The organism is Paraburkholderia sp. RL17-337-BIB-A, assembly GCF_046025895.1.
In the GTDB taxonomy this organism is placed as follows: Bacteria; Pseudomonadota; Gammaproteobacteria; order Burkholderiales; family Burkholderiaceae; genus Paraburkholderia; species Paraburkholderia fungorum_C.
Genome location: NZ_JARESY010000002.1, coordinates 446193 through 467270 on the forward strand (window position 1 = coordinate 446193; position 21078 = coordinate 467270).

Annotated in this window: 21 protein-coding genes and 1 pseudogene; 16 read left to right on the plus strand and 6 right to left on the minus strand. The window is 60.4% G+C overall.

What is annotated here, in order from left to right:
* The first annotated feature begins 114 nt into the window (after window positions 1-114).
* On the plus strand, window positions 115-660 hold the full coding sequence (locus tag P0D84_RS22985; protein ID WP_408340685.1) for a hypothetical protein: 546 nt from the start codon (window positions 115-117) through the stop codon (window positions 658-660).
* Window positions 661-945: 285 nt separating this feature from the next.
* Here P0D84_RS22985 and P0D84_RS22990 read toward each other — a convergent pair whose 3' ends face one another.
* A complete protein-coding gene (locus P0D84_RS22990; protein ID WP_408340687.1) occupies window positions 946-2118 on the minus strand; it encodes a patatin-like phospholipase family protein in 1173 nt (390 codons plus the stop codon).
* A 363-nt stretch (window positions 2119-2481) separates the two neighbouring features.
* Between P0D84_RS22990 and moaA the strand changes: the two genes are divergently transcribed.
* Together moaA and P0D84_RS23000 are read left to right on the plus strand one after the other, a co-directional pair.
* Window positions 2482-3621, plus strand: a complete 1140-nt coding sequence (gene moaA / locus P0D84_RS22995; protein WP_408340689.1) for a GTP 3',8-cyclase MoaA — start codon at window positions 2482-2484, stop codon at window positions 3619-3621.
* A 33-nt stretch (window positions 3622-3654) separates the two neighbouring features.
* Window positions 3655-3921: a MoaD/ThiS family protein gene (locus tag P0D84_RS23000; protein ID WP_408340691.1), complete on the plus strand. Its 267-nt coding sequence runs from the start codon at window positions 3655-3657 to the stop codon at window positions 3919-3921.
* A gap of 41 nt (window positions 3922-3962) precedes the next feature.
* Here P0D84_RS23000 and P0D84_RS23005 read toward each other — a convergent pair whose 3' ends face one another.
* On the minus strand, window positions 3963-5390 hold the full coding sequence (locus P0D84_RS23005; RefSeq protein ID WP_408340693.1) for an aminotransferase-like domain-containing protein: 1428 nt from the start codon (window positions 5388-5390) through the stop codon (window positions 3963-3965).
* Between the two features lie 260 nt (window positions 5391-5650).
* Here P0D84_RS23005 and P0D84_RS23010 point away from each other — a divergent pair, with 260 nt between their 5' ends.
* The 8 genes and pseudogenes from P0D84_RS23010 (at window position 5651) to P0D84_RS23045 (ending at window position 14030) form a co-directional block, all read left to right on the plus strand.
* The gene (locus tag P0D84_RS23010) at window positions 5651-7978 is read left to right on the plus strand and encodes an FdhF/YdeP family oxidoreductase (RefSeq protein ID WP_408340695.1); all 2328 of its coding nucleotides are present in this window, start codon (window positions 5651-5653) and stop codon (window positions 7976-7978) included.
* A 76-nt stretch (window positions 7979-8054) separates the two neighbouring features.
* Window positions 8055-9452: a cytochrome ubiquinol oxidase subunit I gene (locus P0D84_RS23015; protein ID WP_408340697.1), complete on the plus strand. Its 1398-nt coding sequence runs from the start codon at window positions 8055-8057 to the stop codon at window positions 9450-9452.
* A 45-nt stretch (window positions 9453-9497) separates the two neighbouring features.
* Window positions 9498-10484, plus strand: a complete 987-nt coding sequence (cydB, locus tag P0D84_RS23020; RefSeq protein ID WP_408340699.1) for a cytochrome d ubiquinol oxidase subunit II — start codon at window positions 9498-9500, stop codon at window positions 10482-10484.
* A gap of 69 nt (window positions 10485-10553) precedes the next feature.
* Window positions 10554-11440: pseudogene (locus P0D84_RS23025) on the plus strand (bestrophin family protein).
* A 585-nt stretch (window positions 11441-12025) separates the two neighbouring features.
* Window positions 12026-12235 carry a hypothetical protein gene (locus P0D84_RS23030; protein WP_408340701.1) on the plus strand — a complete coding sequence of 70 codons (210 nt, stop codon included), beginning with the start codon at window positions 12026-12028 and terminating at the stop codon, window positions 12233-12235.
* Between the two features lie 68 nt (window positions 12236-12303).
* Window positions 12304-13389, plus strand: a complete 1086-nt coding sequence (locus P0D84_RS23035; protein ID WP_408340703.1) for an IS630 family transposase — start codon at window positions 12304-12306, stop codon at window positions 13387-13389.
* Between the two features lie 5 nt (window positions 13390-13394).
* Window positions 13395-13634, plus strand: coding sequence for a DUF6429 family protein (locus P0D84_RS23040; RefSeq protein ID WP_169490877.1), 240 nt, complete (start codon window positions 13395-13397; stop codon window positions 13632-13634).
* Between the two features lie 15 nt (window positions 13635-13649).
* On the plus strand, window positions 13650-14030 hold the full coding sequence (locus tag P0D84_RS23045) for a DUF4337 family protein (protein ID WP_408345915.1): 381 nt from the start codon (window positions 13650-13652) through the stop codon (window positions 14028-14030).
* Window positions 14031-14629: 599 nt separating this feature from the next.
* Here P0D84_RS23045 and P0D84_RS23050 read toward each other — a convergent pair.
* Window positions 14630-15148, minus strand: coding sequence for a hypothetical protein (locus tag P0D84_RS23050; protein ID WP_408340706.1), 519 nt, complete (start codon window positions 15146-15148; stop codon window positions 14630-14632).
* Window positions 15149-15339: 191 nt separating this feature from the next.
* Here P0D84_RS23050 and P0D84_RS23055 point away from each other — a divergent pair, with 191 nt between their 5' ends.
* The gene (locus tag P0D84_RS23055; protein ID WP_408340708.1) at window positions 15340-15546 is read left to right on the plus strand and encodes a hypothetical protein; all 207 of its coding nucleotides are present in this window, start codon (window positions 15340-15342) and stop codon (window positions 15544-15546) included.
* On the opposite strand, the gene P0D84_RS23060 is transcribed toward P0D84_RS23055, so the two are convergent.
* Entirely contained in the window at window positions 15528-16274 is a 747-nt protein-coding gene (locus tag P0D84_RS23060) for a hypothetical protein (protein ID WP_408340710.1), read from the minus strand. The genes P0D84_RS23055 and P0D84_RS23060 overlap by 19 nt on opposite strands.
* 511 nt (window positions 16275-16785) lie before the next feature.
* Complete coding sequence (locus P0D84_RS23065) at window positions 16786-17097, minus strand: hypothetical protein (protein WP_408340712.1); 312 nt, start codon at window positions 17095-17097, stop codon at window positions 16786-16788.
* 486 nt (window positions 17098-17583) lie between these two features.
* Here P0D84_RS23065 and P0D84_RS23070 point away from each other — a divergent pair, with 486 nt between their 5' ends.
* Together P0D84_RS23070 and P0D84_RS23075 are read left to right on the plus strand one after the other, a co-directional pair.
* Window positions 17584-17718: a hypothetical protein gene (locus tag P0D84_RS23070; protein ID WP_408340714.1), complete on the plus strand. Its 135-nt coding sequence runs from the start codon at window positions 17584-17586 to the stop codon at window positions 17716-17718.
* Window positions 17719-17843: 125 nt separating this feature from the next.
* Window positions 17844-18302, plus strand: coding sequence for a ferredoxin reductase domain-containing protein (locus tag P0D84_RS23075; protein ID WP_408340716.1), 459 nt, complete (start codon window positions 17844-17846; stop codon window positions 18300-18302).
* A gap of 53 nt (window positions 18303-18355) precedes the next feature.
* Here the strand turns inward: P0D84_RS23075 and nhaR are convergent, their stop codons facing one another.
* Window positions 18356-19252 (minus strand): transcriptional activator NhaR, encoded by an 897-nt coding sequence (gene nhaR, locus P0D84_RS23080; RefSeq protein WP_408340718.1) that lies wholly within the window; start codon window positions 19250-19252, stop codon window positions 18356-18358.
* A 147-nt stretch (window positions 19253-19399) separates the two neighbouring features.
* Here nhaR and P0D84_RS23085 point away from each other — a divergent pair, with 147 nt between their 5' ends.
* Complete coding sequence (locus P0D84_RS23085; RefSeq protein ID WP_408340720.1) at window positions 19400-19882, plus strand: CBS domain-containing protein; 483 nt, start codon at window positions 19400-19402, stop codon at window positions 19880-19882.
* Between the two features lie 91 nt (window positions 19883-19973).
* The gene (locus tag P0D84_RS23090) at window positions 19974-20939 is read left to right on the plus strand and encodes a Tim44 domain-containing protein (protein ID WP_408340722.1); all 966 of its coding nucleotides are present in this window, start codon (window positions 19974-19976) and stop codon (window positions 20937-20939) included.
* The last annotated feature ends 139 nt before the right edge of the window (window positions 20940-21078 follow it).

Here is a 21078-nt window from a genome sequence, read left to right on the forward strand (position 1 = left end):
TAATATTTATCGCACAAGAATCCCTTTTTGGACTGTCAAGGACGTTAGCTGCGCAGCCGTTATATAAGCGAGCATTTAAAAAAGTCAGTACCGGGGTTATATTTGAAAACAACATTGCGAATTTCCCTCGCATCGATCGCTTGCGCGACGTTCCTTGCGGGGTGTGCGACCAACGAGCAGGGCCTGCTCGTGGTCGATCCGAACAAAGTAAACGAAATACTGGCGGGCGCGCTGAGTCCACCGCCACCCCCGCCGCCCGTGGTCGTCGAAGAGGCTTATCAGCCGATGCCGAATGACATCTACATCTCGACTATTGTCGACCGGGATGTGGTGTTCTTCGGCGGCGATACCTATATCTGGGTGGTCGGCCCGGACGGAGTGCGGCACCGGCACTTCTACGCCCATGGCGATCATCGGGAAGACGTCTTCCATCGCAGGGACGAACTTCATAAGGTCATAATGAATCACGGCGGCCACTTACCCGACCACGCGATAGCCGCGCACAGGCCGATCGAACATCCTGGTGCGCCGGGCCATCCAGTCGCAGGTGCACAGAACCATCCGATGCCCGGCGCTATGCCGGTCACGCATGCCGCTGCTCAAAGCAAGCCTGCCCCCGCGGCCAGGCCGGTGACGAAGGATGTGAAGAAGTCGTCGTAGGTTCGCTTCTCGACATTAGATGGCGGATGTGCGGAGATTTGCGCTCCGCCTTCTGCCAGCACCCAGACTTACGCGAATGGCTCAAACCTGTTGGACAAAGCCTGATGTCGAGTGGTTGAGGTCGATCCACAACTGACTTTCGACCTAACTTACCTTTTAAGAACGAATACCTATCGGCTTGGGAATACGTGTCGTTCGGGACGATTCCAATCGCGAAGGTTGCATCTCGCCATTCGACTGCGGCATGCCGCGCGAGGCATCCGGTTGACAAGCCCCCCCGGCGTATCAGGACTGACCAGCTTCCGTCGGAGCAGGCGCTTCCTGCGCGGCCCCCGCAGCCTCTGTCGTCACCAGGCCATTCTCGACACGATGCACCACCACGCCAAGATGGGCCTGCGACTTTTCTGTCAACCACGGCTTCCTGCTGATCGCCGCTTTCAGATCGGCATAGCCGGCTGCACGCCGCTCGGCGATTGATTCACGCGAAAACTCCGCATCACTGCCGGGTACCTGATCAGGAGCCGGTCGATAAACGACATGGACAATGTCGAGCCGCTGAAACGCAGGCTCCTTCGCTACGGCCGAGGCTGCCTCGTCATGCGTCCTGAGCTGGTGCGCGGCCTGACGGAGCCGGGCGCATGCCACGGCCGTATCGAGGTGATAGCGGCTACGGCTAGCATACTGAATCTGCTTCACCCGCCAGAGCACTTCGTTCATGTTTCGCGGCGCCTTTCCCGCGAGGCTCCACAGGTCGATCATGAACACTACGAGATGCGCATGGCCTGAGCGCGCCACGATCTCGTCGAGCGGCGTATTCGATACGCAGGCGCCATCCCAGTAGAGCCGGCCGTCGATGGATGTCGCCGGAAAGCCCGGCGGAAGCGAACCGCTTGCGAGCACGTGCGAAGGCCCGATGCTCTCGCGTTTGCTGTCGAAGTAACGGATGGTCCCCGATTCGACGTCGGTTACGCCAAGGCTCAGCCGGACCGCCGCGTCGCGCGCGACCGGAAACGTCGCGAAGCGCTGCAGCGTAGCCAGCATTGGCGTGGTGTCGTAGAAACTCACGTTCTGCGAAGGCGCATCGGGTAAAAAGAGCGTGAAAGGATTACGCGGTGTGAAGAAGTCGGGCTGCCCGAACACCACCGCATCGGCATAGCTCACCACGTTGTGCAAGTAGCGCAGCGCGGTCGCATCCTCAGGCAGAAAAACACCAGGCCGCGAAATGGCGTCCCAAAACCCCGCCAGCCTCTTTACGCGATCTTCCGGTCGGTTTCCCGCGATCACCGCTGCGTTGAAGGCGCCAATCGAGGTGCCGCACACCCAGTCAGGCAGCAGATGAGCCTCGGCCAGCGCCTCATAGGCGCCGATGTGATAGGCGCCGAGGCCGCCCCCTCCTTGCAAGGCGAGCGCGATGGCAGGTGTCGTGTCAGGCGAAGCCGACCCGTGAGTCGTGGCCATACGGGACCTCCGGTCTCCGGTTACGAACGTGTACCCCCTACGATGGCTCATGATACGGCGATTGGCGTCGTCGCGGACGGACGATGCCCGGGACGCGCAGCCTCACTGCTGCGGTACCCGCAGTGCATGGCGCCCCGGCCAACAGAAACGTGCCGGCGCGATTCGCGGCAATCAAACCTGCGTATGTTCGCGCCGGGCGGCGTCGTCTCCGCGGTGATGTCGTGTGTGCTCCTGCAATGGGCGAACGACTGTACTCATTCGGTGCGCTGGTTTCGCTCTATCCTTTGCCGTATGAATCGGTCGAGCGGCCGGAAGTCGGCGCCGCACCGCATGCCGCGCATGCGAAAACAACCACTCTTTGCCATGAAGCACACAGAGGTCGACGTGAGCACCATCCACTACGCGTTACGCAGCGCCCACGCAGCACCTCCCATCGCGTCGGGAGAAGCCGAATCGACGCCACTTCTGTCCGAATGCACGGACAAACTGGGGCGCCCCCTAAAAGACTTGCGGCTGTCGGTCATCGATCAGTGCAACTTCCGCTGCACGTATTGCATGCCGAAGGAAGTCTTCACGAAGGACTACCCGTTCCTTCGTTCGGAGTCGCGTCTTTCGTTCGACCAGATGACGTTCCTGGCGAAGGCGTTCGTCATGCTCGGCGTCGAAAAAATCCGCATTACGGGAGGCGAACCGCTGCTGCGCAAGAATCTCGAGACGCTGATCGAGAGACTTGCTCGCCTTCGTACGCCCGAAGGAAAAGACGTCGAAATCGCGCTCACGACGAATGGTTCGTTGCTTGCTGCAAAGGCCCGCTCGCTGCGCGATGCCGGTCTGCGGCGCGTGACCGTCAGTCTCGACAGTCTCGACGATGCGGTATTTCGAAGGATGAACGACGTGGACTTCCCGGTTGCGCGGGTTTTGGAAGGCATTCAAGCGGCAGCGGCGGCTGGCCTGTCGCCGGTAAAGGTCAACACGGTTGTCGAGAGGGGCGTGAACGAGAGCCAGATCTTGCCGATCGCGCGGTACTTTCGAAACACGGGCGTCGTCGTCCGCTTTATCGAGTTCATGGACGTTGGCGGTGCCGCGTCATGGGCAAGAAATAGCGTTTTCACCTCCGACGATGCACGGCGCCTGATAGAAAGCGAGTTCGCACTTCAACCTCTGCTCACGCAACGCGCGAACGACACCGCGCGCAACTTCGAGTATGCGGACGGAGCGGGAAGCGTCGGATTCATCTCCAGCGTGTCACAGCCGTTTTGTGGAGACTGCACGCGCGCGCGCGTCTCCTCCGATGGCAAGATGTTCACGTGCCTGTTCGCGACGGGATCTCTTGATCTCAAGCCATGGCTCGGCGAAGCCCTTGCGCCCGAAGCCCTTGCGAGGGAAATCCTGGTCCGCTGGCGCGACCGTGACGATCGATATTCGGAGCTGCGCGGCGTACGCGCGCGAGTCGGTTCAAAGAAAGTCTATCCGACCGTGCGCATGTCCCTCGTGGGGGGCTAGGCGGCATCCAGACACATTGCTTAGGCGTCGAACATGAAGATTGAAGTCAAGTATTTCGCAAGCATCCGCGAAGCAACCGGACTGACGCATGAAACGGTCACACTAAACGCGGGCACGAGCGCTACGCCGACCGTGGACAGCTTGCGCACGCTGCTGGCGCAACGCAGTTCGGGGCTTCGCGAAGCGCTCGCAACGGGGCGTCCCGTTCGAGCGGCGGTCGATCATGTGATGCGCGCGGGAAGTTTCGAACTGACGGACGGTTGTGAAGTGGCGTTCTTTCCGCCGGTGACGGGCGGCTGATATCGACTCGCCTCATACGCAGGTATCAATCGAAGTATCCGTTAGCGCATGCACACGCCGACGAGCTTGCCGACTGTGATCAACGCCTTTTCGATTTCCGGCGACCACGTATAGCTGTAATTGAGCCGGATGAAATTGCGGTAGCTGTTCGTCGTGGAGAACATATAGCCCGGCCCGATCGTAATGCCTTGTTCGAGCGCGAGCTGGTAGAGCTTCATCGAGTCCACGTCCGGCGGCAGCTCGACCCACAGCACGTACCCACCCGCCGGACGCGACGTGCGCGTGCCTTCGGGGAAAAACCGCTTGACGGTCGCAATCATGAGGTCCGCCTGCTGCGCAAACGCCTTGCGTACGCGCCGCAAGTGATGTTCGTAGCCGTCCTTCTCCAGGTATTCGGCGATCGCGAGTTGCGGCACCCACGGCGTCGTCAGCGTATTGAGAAATTTGAGTTTTTCGACCTGGTCCCGGTAACGGCCGGGAATCGCCCAGCCAATCCGATACGCGGACGTCAGGCTCTTTGTAAATGATGCGCAGTGCAGTACCAGCCCTTTCGTATCGTACGACTTGAGGGGAGTGGGATGCGAATTGCCGAAGTACAGTTCGTTGTAGACGTCGCTTTCGATAGCCGGCACGTCGTGCCGCTCGAGCAGTTCGACCAGCTCGCGCTTTCTCTCGTCGGGCATCTGGAACCCGAGGGGATTCTGGAAATTCGGCATCACCATGCACGCTGCGATGCGACGCGTGTCGAGAAGTCGGGACAGCGCGCCAATATCGATTCCTTCGTGAGGATGCGTTGCGACTTCGATCGCGCGCATTCCCATCCGCTCGATCGCGTGCAGCATCGCGTAGAACGTCGGCGACTCGACGGCCACCGTATCACCGGGCTTCGCGACGGCCTGCAGGCACAGATTGATAGCCTCGGTCGCGCCGAGCGTCACGACAATCTCGTTGGGATCCACCGTCACGCCGTTCTCCACGTACCGGCGCGCGATTTGTCGGATCAATTGCGGATTCCCCGGCGGTAGTTCGACGGCGACGCCCCACTGCGTCTTGCGTCGCGCGATGCCGTAGGCATAGCGGTTGATCCTGTCGAGCGGGAACAGTTTCGGGTCGGGGTAAGGCGAGCCCAGCGGCAGGGCCGACTCGGTTGCGATCGAGCGCAGCGTGGACAACACGAGCCGGCTTACGTCCACCTGCGCGGATACCGCGATCGGCTTCGAAGCCAGCAACTCATTCGCAGCCGTGTTGCCTGCACCGGCCGGCGTAAGACGAACGAAGTACCCGGATTGCGGGCGGCTTTCGATGATGCCCTTGCTTTCGAGCAGCAAATACGCGTGGATCACCGTCGTCATGCTGAGCTTGTGATGCTGGCTCGTCTGCCTGACCGATGGGATGCGATCGCCGTGGCGAAACACGCCGCGCCGGACCTGGCGTTCAATGTCCTTCGCCAGCTTCTCGTATAACTTCACCGACTCTCTCCAGTTCGTCCGACGTTTCCATCCCGCCTCGGGCTGCGTCGCGGCCTCCCGCGTGTAGCGGTCAACTGTACTCTTCCAGAGCACAGTTTCCGTGGCAAGGCGCCGTACCTGAACTGTACTCTTTTCAACACTCTGAATTTGTGTGCTCTGCGCAAGGCCGAAGACTCTTAACCTTCAGTCACTGCACGCGCCACGCGATACGCCCGACTTCCAGGACGCAAGCAAAGCGTAAATTCTACGGAGCTGACGTCATGGAAAAATCCAAGCCGCAGGGTCGCATCGAACCCTATCATCACCCTGCCGCCGGCTGGGGCGCACTGAAGTACGTTGCCATCAACCTGATCAAGGAGAAGGTTACAGGCGGCAACTACAAAACCCTCTTCAAGCAGAATCAGCCTGACGGTTTCGATTGTCCCGGCTGTGCGTGGCCGGACCGCCAACATGCTTCGACCTTCGAGTTCTGCGAGAACGGTGTGAAGGCGGTTGCCGCTGAGGCGACCAGCAAGCGCGTGACGCCCGCGTTGTTCGACGAGTACACGGTCGAAACGCTGATGAAGCAGACCGATTACGAACTCGAACAGCACGGCCGCCTGACCGACCCGATGGTCTATCACGCGCGCTCCGACAAATACCAGCCGATCTCCTGGGACGACGCGTTCCAGCTCATCGCAAAGCACCTGAATGCGCTCGGCAACCCGGACCAGGCAGCGTTCTACACGTCGGGCCGCGCGAGCAACGAAGCCGCATTTCTGTATCAGCTGTTTGTGCGCATGTACGGCACCAACAACTTCCCGGACTGCTCGAACATGTGCCACGAGGCGACGAGCCGCGGCCTGCCCACCACGGTGGGCATCGGCAAGGGCACGGTTACGCTTGACGATTTCGAACTTGCCGACACGTTGCTCATCTTCGGTCAGAATCCCGCGACGAATCACCCGCGCATGCTCGGCGAGCTGCGCGAATGCGCCAAACGCGGCGCCACCATCGTGTCGATCAATCCGCTGAAGGAGCGCGGGCTGGAGCGTTTCGCAAGCCCGCAGCACCCGCTCGAAATGCTCACGATGTCGAGCACGAAAATCGCGTCGACCTTCATCCGGCCGAAGCTTGCCGGTGATTTCGCTCTGCTCAAAGGCGTCGCGAAGCGTGTGCTCGAACTCGATGACGAAGCGTGCGCGCAAGGCACCGAACGCGTTCTTGACGTGCCGTTCATCGAGCAGCACACGTCCGGCTTCGAAGCCTTCGCAGCCGATCTGCGCGCCGCAAACTGGACCGCGCTCGAAGCCGAATCGGGTGTGCCCCGCGAAGACATCGAAGGCCTCGCGCGCATCTACGTCAACGGCAAGCGCGTGATCGCAACCTGGGGTATGGGCCTTACGCAGCACAAGAACTCGGTTGCGACCGTGCACATGCTGTCGAACCTGATGTTGATGCGCGGCAATATCGGCCGCGAAGGCGCGGGCCTGTGCCCGGTTCGCGGCCACTCGAACGTGCAGGGCAACCGTACGGTCGGCATCGAAGAGCAGCCGTCGCAGGCATTCCTCGACCGCCTCGGCAAGGTGTTCGATTTCGAGCCGCCGCGCGAGCACGGCTACGATGTCGTCGAAACGATCGAAGCAATGCTCGAAGGCCATGTGAAGGTGTTCCTCGGCCTCGGCGGCAACTTCTCGATCGCGACACCGGACACGCCACGCACGTGGGATGCGCTGCGCGCCTGCGACCTGACCGTCCATATCACCACCAAGCTCAACCGCAGCCATCTCGTGCACGGCAAGGACGCGCTCATCCTGCCGACCCTCGGTCGCACAGAAATCGACATCCAGGGCGGCGTGTCGCAAGGCGTCACTGTGGAAGACTCGATGAGCATGGTCCACGTCTCCTACGGCATGAACATCCCGGCATCGAAGAACCTGATGTCGGAACCCGCGATCGTCGCGCACATTGCGAACGCGACGCTCGGAAGCGCGAAAGTCGACTGGCTCGGCTATGCAAAAGACTATGCGCGCGTGCGAGACGCGATCGAGCGTGTGCTCGACGACTTCGAACACTACAACGAACGTATCGCGCATCCGGGCGGCTTTCACCTGCGCGTCGCCTCCCGCGAGCGCGACTGGCAGACAGCGACCGGCAAGGCAAACTTCGTCGTCCATCAGATCGAGGAGGACACTCCGATCCGCCGCGCGAAGAAGCTGCACGGCGAACGCGTGATGACGCTGATGACGACCCGTTCGCACGACCAGTACAACACCACGATCTACGCGCTCGACGACCGCTACCGCGGCGTATTCGGGCAACGCCGTGTCGTGTTCGTGAACCCCAGAGACCTGGAAATGCTCGGCTTCAAAGCAGGCGATTGGGTCGACATGACGACCGTGTGGGACGACGGCATCGAACGGCGGGCCGACTCGTTCCTGCTCGTCGAGTACGACATTCCGCGTGGCTGCATCGGGTCGTACTACCCGGAGACGAACCCGCTCGTCCCGCTCTCGAGCGTCGGCGACGTATGCAATACGCCGACCTCGAAGTCGGTCCCGGTGCTGCTGCATCGGTCCGCGCCACCGGCCGTAAGCGCGGCGGCGTGAGGCCAGCGCCTCATCAATCGCGCAGCGCGCCGGGCGGCGCGCTCAACTGATTTTCACTTTGCCTTTGGTGCCCGATATGCCACTCGAAGCCTTACATCTCGCGCGCGGCCAGTTCGCAATGACCGCTATCTTTCATATCCTGTGGCCGATTCTGACGATCAGTCTGTCGGCCTTTCTGCTCGTCGTCGAAATTCTATGGGTACGCACGGGTGAGGTCGTGTGGTATCGCCATGCGCGCTTCTGGAGCAAGCTGCTCGTTCTGAATTTTGCCGTCGGCGTCGTGAGCGGCATTCCGATGGAGTTTCAGTTCGGCACCAACTGGGGACCGTTCTCGCAATTCACCGGCCAGTTCGTCGGCAACATCCTCGGCTTCGAAGGCGCGATGGCATTCATGCTCGAGGCGGGCTTCGTCGGCATCATGATGCTCGGCTGGGGGCGCGTGCCGAAGGGCGTGCATCTGTTCGCCACCTCGATGGTCGCGCTCGGATCGTCGATCTCCGCGTTCTGGATCATGGTCACCAACTCGTGGATGCAGACGCCTGCCGGGATCGCAATCGTCGACGGCAAAGTTGTCGTGACCGACTATGTGAAGGCCATCTTCAACCCGGACATGGTCTGGGGCGTGTCGCACATGTGGTTCGCCGCGCTCGAAACCGGTCTCGTGGTCGTCGCCGGTCTTTCAGCCTACTACCTGCTGAAGCGCCGCAACCCCGAGTTCTTCGTGCGTTCGTTCAAGCTCGCGCTGCTGTTGCTCGTGTTCGTCGCGCCGGTGCAGATCTGGCTCGGCGATTCGAGCGGCGTCGACGTCTTCGCAACCCAGCCCGCCAAGGGCGCGGCGATCGAAGGTCACTGGGAAACCAACGCCCCCGGCACCGGCGCTTCCTGGTCGCTGCTCGCATGGCCCGACAAGGCGAAACAACGCAACGACTGGTCGATCGAAGTCCCTGGCCTCCTGAGCGTCCTCGGTACGCACAGCCTGCATGGCCAGGTCAAGGGTCTCGCGGACATTCCGGTCGCCGACCAGCCGCCGCTGCTGCCGCTCCTCTACTACACGTTCCGCGTGATGGCGGGCATCGGCTTCCTCTTCATGGTCCTTGCTTTCTGGACGGCATTCGCGTTGCGCAAGGTGCGCGGCCGGCTCGATGCGCTACTCGCGCAACGCAAGCTGCTGCTCGCATGGGTGCTGGCCATTCCGCTGCCGTATATCGCGGTCGAATGCGGCTGGATCGTGCGCGAAGTCGGTCGTCAGCCATGGGTTGTGTACGGATTGCTTCGCACCGAACACGCGGCCTCCGCCATCTCTCCCATTGCGATTACCGGCAGCATGGTGATGTTCGCCGTCTTCTATGTGGTCTTGTTGTCGTCGTTCTTCTACTTCGCGCGCCGCTGGCTGAAGAACGGGCCCGACGTCACGCTCGCCCCCCCGGTCGAGCCGTCACACCAGTCCGTCTCGCCTATCACCGTCGAATATTGATCCGACCACGGCTCCGTTCAAGATAATCGAAAAAGGTCACTCAAAATGAATCCAGTCACCGCTGAAAGTTTGTTGAGTCAGGCATGGTTTTGCCTGATCGGGCTGATGCTCGTGCTTTACGTGATCACCGACGGCTTCGACCTCGGTGTCGGCATCCTGAGTCTCTTCCGTTCGAAGGAATCTGAGCGAGACCTGATGATCCAGTCAATCGGGCACGTCTGGGACGCCAACGAAACGTGGCTCGTCGTGCTCGGCGGCGCCCTCTTCGGGGCATTCCCGGCAGCCTATGCGACTTTGCTGTCGGACCTGTACGTGCCTGTGATGGTGCTGATCGCAAGCCTGATCATGCGTGGCGCCGCGATCGAATTCCGTCACGCCGCGACAGGTGCACGGCCGATATGGGACCGCGTGTTCGGCATCGGCAGCCTGTTAGCGGCGGCGTGCCAGGGGGTGATTCTTGGCAGAGTCATCACCGGCCTGTTGCCGGGCAGCCTTCACCTGGGATTCGTCGCGATGACCGCAATCGGCGTCGTGTCGGGCTATGCGCTGCTCGGCGCGACGTGGCTCGTGAAGAAGACCAATGGCCGGCTGCAAGCGGCGGCACGGCGCTACTCGATGATCGCGGTCGTCACAACGGTTGCCGCCGCCATCGTGATCTCGATCGGCACGCTGATAGTGAGCCCGATCGGCGCCGAGCGTTGGGCGCAAGCCGGCGTGCTGCATGTGCTGATCGCTCTCGCGATCGTCGCGGCGCTGGCGTTTTGCTACGTCCTCTATTCGGTGTATATGAGCGGCGAGCACGGGCCGTTCAATGCGTCGATCGTCCTGTTCGTCGCATCGTTCGCCGGCCTCGCTGTCAGCCTCTTCCCGGATATCGTGCCGGGACAGTTGAGCATCGCGTCTGCCGCGTCGAACAGCACGACGCTGATTTTCATGCTGATCGGCATCGGCACCGTGATGCCGATCATGATCGGCTACAACCTGTACCAGTACCACCTGTTCCGCGGCAAGGTCATTCCGGTCCACCATTGATCGATAGCCTTACACCGCCAAACACTGGAGCACGAAGTGATCGTCAGGCCCCCACACAACTGGTTCCGCATGCTATTCGTGTGGAACGGATCGGTACTTCAATCGATCATTCCGCAACTGGCCGTCCTCGCGCTGGTGGGGGTACTGGCGGTCATCGCCCACGGGTACAGATTCGGTGCGAGTATTCCGCTCAACACCACGCCGTTCACGCTGTGCGGTGTCGCGCTCACGATCTTCCTCGCATTTCGGAACAACGCGAGCTACGACCGTTTCTGGGAGGCCAGGCGCCTGTGGGGGAATATCCTCATATCGACGCGCAATCTGACGTCGCAAGCGCTTTGCTACGTGCCGGACGATGCGGCGAAGTTCGACCGGACCGAGTTCGTGCGCGGGCTTGTCGGTTTCGTCTATGCACTCAAGCATCAATTGCGCAAGACCGATCCGACGCCCGATCTCCTGCGCTGCCTCGGCGCCGAGCGAGCCCGTGTGCTGCATCAAAACACGATCGGGCCACGGCGCTCCTGAACGAGGTCCGGCATGCGGTGAGCAGGTTGCAGCGGCGCGGGGCGATCTCCGACACGCAGGGGTGGATGTTCGACAACCAGCTAAACGAACTGGGAACGATGGTCGGCGGCTGCGAGCGAATCGCGTCGACGCCGATCCCTTACCCGTACGGCGTGCTGCTTCATCGCACCGTGTACGCCTACTGCTTGCTGCTGCCGTTTGGTCTGGTCGATTCGATCGGCACCGCGACCCCGCTCATCTCCGTGTTCGTGTCGTACACGCTGATTGCGCTCGAGGCGATCGCAAGCGAAGTATCCGAACCCTTCGGCCTTGCGCCGAACAACCTGGCGCTCGACGCGATGACCCGCAATATCGAGCGCTCGCTGCTCGAACTGTGCGACGAAGCGCTTCCTGCCGAAGCGAAGCCGGACCGGCGCTACCAACTGACGTAAGTGCGGGCTGCATCGTGCGGCAGCCATTCTGTAGCTTGCCGATGCGGCCCGCTTCGTACCCTCCCGCCGCTCACCGCCTGGCTACGATGCTTCATACGGAATGCGGGACGGCTCAAGCGCGACGCCCGTACTCCACTGCCCCGAAGGAAAAAAGATGTCCAGCGATCTAGCCACCGAACATACAGGAAGCGTTTCGCGCCCGATCGTTCGCCGCCGGCGAGGCGTGTCGACGGTTGTCACGGATCGAGTCGTCTCCGGGTCCGGTGCGCCAACCTGCATCGACGGCAACCGTACGCACGGATGCGGCACAAGCCGACGGACCAAACCCAGCCCCCTGTGACAATGGCCCCTAACCAGCGGGGCCTGGTGTTGTGACTGGCACAGAATGACCGGCCTCGGCTCAGTCCGAACTTCCGGGATGGCCGACGAGGCAACGGGCAATCGGTCAGGTGAGACGCTGCGCCGCAGTGCATACGTGGAGGCCAGGATCTATGCTTATCCTGTCTCCTCCATGTTCTGCCTCGGCATGTGGATTCGGCCCGCCAGCTTAGGCGGGCTTTTTTTATTCAAGACGGAGAGTAAAACATGTCGCACGAACATGCCCCCCATGACGAAGCCATCGAACACGCAGCGCGTGCAGGCGATCCTCTATCGCGCTGGATAGCCGTTTTCACTGCGATTCTTGCCGGCATCGCGGGTTTTCTACATTATGAAGAAGGTGTGCTACAGACGCAGGCCTTATTGTTCAAGAACGAGGCCGTGCTGTTGCAAAGTAAAACTAGTGTCCTGAGTTAAAAATTCATTGAATGATGCCGATCACGTACTAAAGTGTTCTGTGTAGCACTTGATACGCGGAGGCAACGATGAGTGGACGGCCCAAAGGGGAGCTCGTGCTAAGCGAATCGGAACGCGAGCAACTGAAGGCGCTGACGATGAGGCGCAAGACAGCGCAGGCGTTGGCGTCGCGAGCGCGCATCGTGCTGGCCTGTGCCCAAGGGATGGACAACAAGACGGTTGCGGCGAAACTGCAGGTTACGCAGCAAACCGTTTCGAAATGGCGCGCGCGATTTGTCGCAGACCGTCTGGACGGACTGCTTGACGCGCCACGCCCCGGGGCACCCAGGACGATCGATGATGTGCGTGTCGACGCGGTTATCGCGAAGACACTCGAGTCCGTGCCGACGGGGGCAACCCACTGGAGCACACGCACGATGGCTCGGGAAATGAATCTGTCGCAGACGGCGGTCACGCGGATCTGGCGCGCCTTCGGACTGCAACCGCATCGACAGGAAACATTCAAGCTCTCCAGCGATCCGCTGTTCGTCGACAAGGTGCGTGATATCGTCGGACTGTACCTGGACCCTCCGCTCAAGGCGATGGTGTTGTGCGTGGACGAGAAGAGCCAGATCCAGGCACTGGACCGCACGCAACCGATGTTGCCGCTGGCACCCGGTATCCCCGAGCGACGTACCCACGACTACATGCGCCATGGCACGACTACGCTCTTTGCAGCACTGGACATCGCCACTGGCGAAGTGATCGGCGAGGTGCATCGGCGCCATCGCAGCAGCGAATTCCTGCGCTTCCTGCGCACCATCGAAGCGAGTGTGCCGCCCCACCTGGATGTGCATCTGGTGATGGATAACTACGGCACGCACAAGACACCCTCGATCAAGGCGTGGTTCGCTCGCCATCCCCGCTTCCAGGTTCACTTCACGCCCACCTCGGCGTCATGGCTCAATCAGGTCGAACGCTGGTTCGCCGCGCTCACTGAAAAGTACCTCCGACGCGGCACGCATCGTTCAACACGCCAGCTCGAAGATGCAATCCGGCATTATCTGGACGTCTATAACGCCAATCCCCGGCCGCTCATCTGGAGCAAGTCGGCCGATGAGATCCTGGCCAGCCTCGAGCGGTTTTGTATGCGCGTTCAGAAGGTCGCGGGATGAGTGCCATGAACATCAATACCGACGCAATCGACGAAGTCGCCCTGGCGCTTCTCCACCTGACCCTGCACGATCATTGCCGCGCGTGGAAAGGCTTCGACTGGGATGTGCTGAATCGCCTCTACGAAAAGGGCTTTATCTGCGACCCGGTCAACAAGACGAAGTCGGTGGTCTTTACCGAGGAAGGGTTACGTGAATCGGAGAGGCTTTTCAAACAGCATTTCGTCCTCCCGGAACGGGGCGGATAATAATGCAACGAATTTATAACTCACGACACTAGCGACGAATGGAATCTTTACCAGGCCGAATCGAGTAAAGGTCACATGATGGAGATCGCTGCCGGGTTGTCCGGACCCGAAAAGCAGCGGAACTATCGCGATCAGATCAACAAGTACGAGAACCGCAAGAAAGATATCTCGGCGAAGGCGCATGAGATGGAACAGCAGGTAGCCGAAGCAAACCTGCAATCGGGGCGCAAGGAGCATCCGCAGCACATGTTTGGTCAGGCGCTCGCGCTAATCAATGTCGCTATTTCGCTAGCGGCGGTTACGTCGTTGACAGGCAGTCGAAAACTCTTCGTCGTGGCGGCCTGCTCAGGAGCCGTGGGCATCGGCGTGTCTATCGCTGCCTTTTTGCACATATGATTCGACTTCCACGTCTGTCGCGCCCGCAAGAGGCATGGCGGCGTGATTGAAGAACACAGCCAGTCAGCGTACGCGCAACGGCAAACATAGTTGGAATGCAGGCAGCGGATTTGTCGGTGGCGACTGTTCGCGACAACGCGGGGGGACGCTCCCACGAACGGCGGCTTTCGCCGATGCCCCGACCAACATTATCCGCGCATGAACGTCCGTTGTTTGGGGGATGCTGTTGAGAAAGTCGCTGCTCTGCTTTTTCAAATCGCCGGTGAGAAATAGCGCGCCGATTTCGGGGCAACAGTCGTCGGGACGCGACCCGGAGCAGTCCTTTGACTCGGTAACATCTCAACGGCGCTTTCCAGGGAACAACGCCCGTTCGCGCCGCGTCAGCATCGGAAGCGCTGTTCACAAAATATCATTTAACCGTTAGACATCGCGATTTTTGTGCGAGGCGAGCACGTACTTCGGCCCACAACTGCTATTCGACTGAGCCGCGCCTGAATGGCGGCGCCTTGGAGCAACCGACCTTCGCACGCGTAGTCGTGTGGGTCACGGCCGCCGTCGTTAGCGATCGAATGTCTTCGAATCAACCCTCACACTTCGGATTAAAAGCCGCGCCGGACAGAAACCGTCGCTCCCGTACTGTGTGAATGGAAAATCGCGATACGCGCCGTTGCGGAGAAGACCCACTCTTCGACAGTCAACGAAAGCCTTCGCTGCGGTTGTGCACCGAGCGCTAAAGTCGTGTTCGGCAAATCGACAAGCGACAGTTGCGGCGCCGTCGACGGGCCCAGATGGAGATAATTCGATGCCGGCTGCGGCGCGAGTTGGGGCGCTGGTGTGGCCTTACCGGCGCCGAATCGGAAGTCATGCGTCAACTGTTCGCTGTAGAAGTTCTCGATTTGCGTGTAAAACGGCGCTCCCTGATTCGACTGATATTCCATTTCATAGCGCTGCAAATAGTGTTGCGGTTCCGGAATGTGCGGAACAACCTCCAAGGGCAGAGGTGCAATGTTCGTCACCGTCATCTTTTCGGGCGAATCGATGACGAGGTCGCCCGCGAACGCAAATCCGCTCAGCATAAAAAATATTGCGCCGACAATCCTTTCGTTCAGGCACGTCATGCGCATGCCTCCAATGAAGGAATTGAAACGTCACACTACTACCGACTGTTATGTCTCGACCGACCGTGTCTGAACAGACCGCCTTTGCAGCTTTGCTTGTATCCACACATTGTAGTCAGTCATTCGCGTCTCGCTACTCCAATGTGTGGAGCGACCGCGATGCTCCGGCAAGCGATGCGCGGGCTGAAGAGATGACGACATACGTCGCGAGCGACGCAATGGTCGCTGGGCCGATCGCCACCGACCCTGCGATGGAGGTGACGGCCAACGTCGCGCCGGGCGGTGCGATGCCGCGCAGTAGTCAGGGTTTGCGGGGCGGCCCGGAGATTCTCAGGCCGGCGGGGGCCGTCCTGGAATCGGCTCCCGCCCCCAACCTCCGCTATTGCAAGACCTGGTAGATCATGGGCCCCTGCCTGTACGGACGGGGAAATGGCCCCGTCCAATATCCCGCCCGGTAGACCGGATAGGGAATGGGACTGGCGACGGCGACCACCGGCTGCACCACGGCCTGCACCGGGTATTCCTGCATATCCTCCTCCTGGTTATAGATCGGAAGGTACCGGACAGCCGGTGGTGGGGGTGCTGCATAGGCCTGTGGCACGTACACCGGCCGCTGATACCCCGCCGGACCGTTGTCAAAGACCGGCGCTTGCGCATAGACGGGCGGCGGCTGGTAACGCGTCGGCGGTGGTGCGTACTGCGGCTGCTGCGCCACCGTCTGATACCCAGGCTGGGCCGGCAATGAGTGCTGGGCGACGTGCGGTTGCGGAACGGCCGCCTGCAGGGCCGTGTCCTCGTCCGGCATGCCCGACGGGAGCGGCGGCACATCGCGCGACTGGACCTGGTTTGGCGGATGCTTCAACTGATCTCGCAAGGACGCGTAAGTCTCGGCGTCCTCATTCGCCCGAGCGACGTAGCCATTGTGGTAGGCATCGCTCAGGTCTTTCTGACGTGCCCGGTTTTCCTCATCGGCTGTCATACGTTCTTCGCCGGGGTCAAGCGACGCATTCGTTCCGCCGTCGCCATAAGCGGACTTCGGACCATCGGCCCAAGCTGGAATGGATTGCAGCGATGGCGCGAAGGCCACCGAAGCAACCGCAATCCCTAACAACGATTTAATTCTCATGGTTTCACCTCGCAGCTAGAGAGAGAAATGGAAGCGCGCTAGCCATCCCCCGGTGGGCCTCGAGCCGATACGCAACGTCGTGCGGCGCACCAGAAGGCGACCGCCTGGATCCTGCACAGCGCGCGCGGGCAATCCCGACTTTTGAGCATTTTCTGGCCTCTTTCAGGACGGCGCAGTCTGGCTAACTCATGGTTTAGCGATCACAAGCCGTCCGTTAACGGCGCTTAACAGGGCCGCGGCGATAACTGGCACATTTCCCCACTCTCAACGCGCTATCCATTTCTCATTTGCAGCAGCTTCCTTTACGAAGCAATCGCGCGAGGGTTCTGGCGTCCAACGGCACACCGAGCCGGACTTACGCCAGGTACACATAGTGTTCGCTCAAGAGGGAAAACTCCGTGCGGAAATACTCACATCTCGTCGCCAGGCGTACTCAGGAAAAGCGGGGGCGCGGACGATGACAGTGGCGTGACGTGACGCGCTGCTCGGGCGGGTCCATCGACCAGGCCGGTCAGGACGCCGTAGGGGCATCGTGCCCGCTCGCAATGGAACTGCTGGCTTGCCGGTCGATGCGCCCGAGAATATACAGGCCCCATACGTCGTTCGTCTGGCGCTGTGCGAACACCGCCGTCTGCAGCGCAGGAGGCGGAAACAGTGTCAGTCCGAAGGCATGGACCGGCGGCACATTTTCCTCGGGCAGCGCCATCCGCTGCGGGTTGTGCTCCAGCACCCGCACCCGGTACACCAGGGGGGCCGGAGCGGCTGTCGCGCACCCAGAAGTACAAGGTTCGACCGGCTTGCAGTTCCGACGGGAGGAAATCATCCCGCCGTTCCCCGCCCTCGGCGGGTCCGGCCACCGCTGACGACGGCGAAGACGATTCCTCGCTCGCCCGTCTGCAGTGGTCGAACGTGACGCCTCGTTGCGGGTCGACAGGTCTTGTAAAGCGGACGGGAAGCTATAGTGCCTTCTCCCGCCCACAAGATAAAGTTGAAGTTTCTTATCGTGTGCATTACCGATCGTGCATGGATCGGTGTTAAAGCAGCAGCGTTGCCTTGTCACCCTTGATGGATATGCCGTTCCCAAGTGCATTTACTTTGCTATGCCAAGTATCGTCAACGTGATGTATTCGATAACCAGAAAGTACGTTCTGGAAATACCATCCTTGCACTAATCGCTCAACGCCTTTAACCACGCGGGTTTCGACGCCCGATCACCACTGCGGATTCGCTACAACCCAGTTCCCCTCTCCATTCCTTACGCGGTATCGGCTAGAGTTCAACCTGTGAAGCAAGTCCTATTGGAGAAGACATGCGCGACAACCTGATTCCCGTCATCGTGGGCCGGAAATGGCAAATTGCTAAGGGGTACGATGCCGTTGAACTTCGAACAACGTCCAAATCGGCGCTTCCGCCGTTTAACAATGGTGCATCACTCTCTGTCTGAATAGCGCTGGCGACAAGCAAAGAATTTATCCTTTGCTCGGTGTTTCGTCCCTGTCCGATGGTTACGTGGTAGGCATGAGACAAGAGGGTGATGGCAGAACGGATAGTCTGCTAACCAGGTTTCCGTTGAATGAACGAGACGAAGTGTTTGTCGTCGGCACCCCCGAAAGCCCGCCGACAATTTTGGACGATCATGTGCGATCTATCCTTTTTGCTGGCGGAATAGGCACAGCATCGATCGCGGGAATCGCGAAGCGGCTTGCATCGGCCGGTCAAAGGTTCGAGGTGCACAACTTCGCACGATCGGCCGACCGCGCAGTTCTTCGAGGAGAATTTGACGCGCTTCGAAGTCACGGTGAGGTCTATCACCATTTCGGCCTGTCCGATGATCTATTCGCGCAGAAGAGTTCCCACGCAATGAGTCCAACTCATGCCAACACACAGATTTACTGCAGCGGCCCCCCTGCTTTCATGGATCTCATTGAGCGCCAAGCCCGCGAATGGGTGTATGCAGCGAATGTTCATAAAATCGCCCTTGGCGACCAAAAGGCATGGTCAGCGGCAGTGCGACGGCACGGTAACTGAGGCGCGCTTTCCGCAGCTGATGCACAATCGCTCGTCGTCCCGCCCGCTCACGTCTAGCCATTGAACAATTCACTGCGCGCCGCGTCCATGATCATCGCGACAGCCGGATGACTGATGTGGCGCTCGATCGAGATCGCAAAGAACTCTTCGACGATGGTGTTGATCTGTCCGACCACCGTCAGTTTGTGTTCTGCCTGTAACTGGCTCTCCAGCACTGTTGGTGCGAACAGCAAGCCGCGGCCTTCACGGCCGAACGCCATGGTCATCGCTCCGTCGTCGAACTCGCCGACGATACGCGGCGAAATTGCATGCGACGCCAGCCAGTGATCCAGCTTGCGGCGCACTGCGGATTCCGTGCCGGGCAGCAACACCGGCAACTGACCGAGCGACAACGGGAAGCGTTTCCTGCCGCTCTGGACCAGCGTCTGCGCACCGAAGCAGCTTAGCGTCGAACGGCCGAGCCGGTGATTGAACGCCTTGATGTTGACGTCCGCGGGAATGGGTGCATCCGCAATGATCAGGTCAAGGCGGTGCAAGGCCAGTTGCGCGAGCAGCGCATGCAGCTTGCCTTCGTGACAGATCATACGCAGCGATACGGAAGCGTTCAGCGCCGGTTCCAGCAGCCGGTAGGCGATTGCTTTCGGTACCGAATCCGCGATCCCGACGCGAAACCGCGTTTGCGCGCCGGATTCGTTCTCGCGTCGCACCGCGCTCTCGAGCTCCGAGCCCAGCGAGAATATTTCGTCCGCGTAGTCGAGCGCCAGCCGGCCAGCATCTGTCAGCTCGATCGTGCGCCCGCTCTTCCTGAACAGCTTTCTATCCAGCGCTTCTTCGAGCAGCTTGATCTGGCCGCTGAGCGTTTGGGGCGAAATGTGCAGCTGCTCGCCAGCGCGGACGATCCCTCCCGCGTGCGCCGCAATCCAGAAGTAATGCAGGTGCTTGAAGTTCACGTCCCCTCCATCAATCAATCAAAGCTACGGTTTTTTCGAAATATTGGCAATAAAAATGCGAATTTTATGTTCTCTCGGGTTCGGTTAGATTTAAGCCTCGTACTTGGGCGCCAGCAAGCGGCTAACGACAACTGACAGAGGTGACATATGGCATCGGTTGCGCAATTCCTTCGTTCAAAAGTTTCCCGGACAGTGTGGTCCACGCAGGCATCCGCGTCGGTTTACGACGCGATCGCGATCATGGCTTACAGGCACGTAGGAGCGCTCATCGTTGCACACGAAGGGCGCGTTGCTGGCATCGTGACAGAGCGTGATTACGCGCGAAAGATCGTTCTGATGGAGCGTTCATCAAGGGATACGCCGGTGCGCGACATCATGTCGACGACGGTGCGTTACGTCAGCCCGCAGCAAACAACCGACGAATGCATGGCGCTCATGACTGAGCACCGGATACGTTATCTGCCCGTGATCACGGCGGGGCAGGTGATTGGAATGGTGTCGATCGGCGACCTGATCACGAACCTGATTTCCGAGCAGGAACACACGATCCAGCACCTGGAGCACTACATCCACGGCACCAGTTTTCAGGTCGGCCATAGTGGATTGCAGCGCAACCGGCTGCAAGTATGACGACCCGGTAATATTACTGTTCGTAATGTTTTTTGCGCGATGATGAAGAGCGCGATGCGAGCAGCCCCCTGACTCACCAAAAGAGGCCTTTATGTTCACACAATTCGTCAATCAACTTCGACGCGCTGCCGGTGCGGTTATGCGCGGGACGGCGGCGCTCGGTCTGGTGGGACTGCTTGCCCTCGGCGCCGTGGCGTCGAACGATGTAGAAGCGAAGCGGGTGGGCGGCAGTCAAAGTATCGGGCGCCAGTCGCAAGCGGCGTCGCCATCCGGGAAAGGGCAACAAAGCCAGCAGGCTCAACCGGCGCAGCAGGCCGCGCAGCCGCCTGCTGCCGCGGCAGGTAACCGCTGGATGGGCCCGCTCGCCGGGCTCGCCGCCGGCCTTGGCATTGCAGCTTTGCTGTCGTCGTTTGGCCTGGCTGAAGGGCTGGCGCAAATGCTGTCGAATGCACTGCTCATCGGGCTGGTGATTTTGGCCGGGGTGATGCTGTTCCGCTTCATCGCCAGCCGGCGTCGTCCGGATCTCGCTTATGGACACGGGGCCGCGAACCGCCAGCATACGAACGGCTCACCATTTCTGAATCAGATCGGGCAAGCACGGCCTGAAGCGAATCTCCGGAGCTGGCCGCGCGCAGCGATGAATTCAACCGGCGAAGCCGACGCGGTGAAGGTGCAGGATCTTCCGCTCGGGCCAGACCAGGTCGTGTTTCTCGCATCGGCAAAGACCATGTTCATGCGTCTTCAAGGCGCGTGGGATCGGAACGAGCAGGGTGACCTGTTCGAGTTGACGACGCCAGAGATGTTCGCCCGAATCAAGCAGGATCTGGAAGCCCGGGGCGGCCAGCCGAGCCTTACGGAAGTAACGCAGCTCGATGCCGAGGTGCTGGGCACGGAAAGCAATGCGGATGAAGCCTTGGTCAGCGTTCGCTTTTACGGTCAAATGCGGGAAGACGACGCACAGACCGCGCAGCCGTTCCAGGAGATCTGGAACATAGTCAGGAGCGCACACGGCGACCAGGCGTGGCGACTGGCGGGCATCCAGCAAATGGACCGTTAAAGGGAGCGTAGTTGAAACCGGCAGCGGCTTCCGAGGACACGCGACGCTGGTCAACGCGACGTTCTACGCAGAGCAGCCAGGTGCATTCATGCAAGCGACGGGCCCTCACTGACTGCGCCGTTCATGCTCGCCCTCGTTG

What these genes read in the sequence shown, in the direction of transcription:
- P0D84_RS23030 (WP_408340701.1), top strand. Translation starts at nt 12,026, where the DNA reads ATGTCGCACGAACATGCCCCCCATGACGAAGCCATCGAACACGCAGCG.
- P0D84_RS23000 (WP_408340691.1), top strand. Translation starts at nt 3,655, where the DNA reads ATGAAGATTGAAGTCAAGTATTTCGCAAGCATCCGCGAAGCAACCGGA.
- cydB (WP_408340699.1), top strand. Translation starts at nt 9,498, where the DNA reads ATGAATCCAGTCACCGCTGAAAGTTTGTTGAGTCAGGCATGGTTTTGC.
- P0D84_RS23065 (WP_408340712.1), bottom strand. Translation starts at nt 17,097, where the DNA reads ATGATTTCCTCCCGTCGGAACTGCAAGCCGGTCGAACCTTGTACTTCT.
- P0D84_RS23060 (WP_408340710.1), bottom strand. Translation starts at nt 16,274, where the DNA reads ATGAGAATTAAATCGTTGTTAGGGATTGCGGTTGCTTCGGTGGCCTTC.
- moaA (WP_408340689.1), top strand. Translation starts at nt 2,482, where the DNA reads ATGAAGCACACAGAGGTCGACGTGAGCACCATCCACTACGCGTTACGC.
- P0D84_RS22990 (WP_408340687.1), bottom strand. Translation starts at nt 2,118, where the DNA reads ATGGCCACGACTCACGGGTCGGCTTCGCCTGACACGACACCTGCCATC.
- P0D84_RS23010 (WP_408340695.1), top strand. Translation starts at nt 5,651, where the DNA reads ATGGAAAAATCCAAGCCGCAGGGTCGCATCGAACCCTATCATCACCCT.
- P0D84_RS23055 (WP_408340708.1), top strand. Translation starts at nt 15,340, where the DNA reads ATGACGACATACGTCGCGAGCGACGCAATGGTCGCTGGGCCGATCGCC.
- P0D84_RS23070 (WP_408340714.1), top strand. Translation starts at nt 17,584, where the DNA reads ATGCGCGACAACCTGATTCCCGTCATCGTGGGCCGGAAATGGCAAATT.
- P0D84_RS23050 (WP_408340706.1), bottom strand. Translation starts at nt 15,148, where the DNA reads ATGACGTGCCTGAACGAAAGGATTGTCGGCGCAATATTTTTTATGCTG.
- P0D84_RS23035 (WP_408340703.1), top strand. Translation starts at nt 12,304, where the DNA reads ATGAGTGGACGGCCCAAAGGGGAGCTCGTGCTAAGCGAATCGGAACGC.
- P0D84_RS23085 (WP_408340720.1), top strand. Translation starts at nt 19,400, where the DNA reads ATGGCATCGGTTGCGCAATTCCTTCGTTCAAAAGTTTCCCGGACAGTG.
- P0D84_RS23090 (WP_408340722.1), top strand. Translation starts at nt 19,974, where the DNA reads ATGTTCACACAATTCGTCAATCAACTTCGACGCGCTGCCGGTGCGGTT.
- P0D84_RS23015 (WP_408340697.1), top strand. Translation starts at nt 8,055, where the DNA reads ATGCCACTCGAAGCCTTACATCTCGCGCGCGGCCAGTTCGCAATGACC.
- P0D84_RS23040 (WP_169490877.1), top strand. Translation starts at nt 13,395, where the DNA reads ATGAACATCAATACCGACGCAATCGACGAAGTCGCCCTGGCGCTTCTC.